General features: G+C 70.2%; 1 protein-coding gene and 1 pseudogene. Both read left to right on the top strand.

The genetic code is table 11. From position 1 onward, the window contains the following. The coding region (rplR, locus tag KUM32_RS42500) for a 50S ribosomal protein L18 (protein ID WP_254406824.1) at positions 1–382 on the top strand (382 nt) is incomplete at its 5' end. Positions 383–429: 47 nt separating this feature from the next. Then, a pseudogene (locus KUM32_RS42495) lies at positions 430–665 on the top strand (30S ribosomal protein S5); the annotation flags it as partial.

Here is a 665-nt window from a genome sequence, read left to right as displayed (position 1 = left end):
GGCATACGGTGTGAAGATCGCGAAGGGCAACGCCCGCAAGGGTGCCGCCCTCAAGCGTCGCCACATCCGCGTTCGCAAGCGGATCTCGGGTACCCCCGAGCGTCCCCGCCTCGTGGTCACGCGTTCCAACCGCCACATGGTGGCGCAGGTCATCGACGACATCGCGGGCCACACGCTCGCGTCGGCGTCGACCCTGGACGCGTCGATCCGCGGCGGAGAAGGCGACAAGAGCGCCCAGGCCCAGCAGGTCGGAGCCCTGGTGGCCGAGCGTGCCAAGGCCGCCGGCGTCGAGGCCGTGGTGTTCGACCGCGGTGGCAATCAGTACGCCGGGCGCATCGCCGCTCTGGCGGACGCCGCCCGCGAAGCCGGGCTGAAGTTCTAAGCCCCGGTTCCGGAGCTAGCGGACCGTAACAGAGAGAGGTATTACCAATGGCTGGACCCCAGCGCCGCGGTGGCGGCGCCGGTGGCGGCGAGCGGCGGGACCGGAAGGGCCGGGACGGCGGCGCTGCTGCCGAGAAGACCGCGTACGTTGAGCGCGTTGTCGCGATCAACCGCGTCGCCAAGGTCGTGAAGGGTGGTCGTCGCTTCAGCTTCACCGCGCTGGTCGTGGTGGGCGACGGTGACGGCACCGTGGGTGTCGGATACGGGAAGGCGAAGGAGGTTCC

It is taken from the genome of Streptomyces sp. AC627_RSS907 (assembly GCF_019049165.1).
The sequence above is the reverse complement of the archived record's forward strand: the minus strand, read 5'-3'. Positions and strand labels throughout refer to the sequence as shown.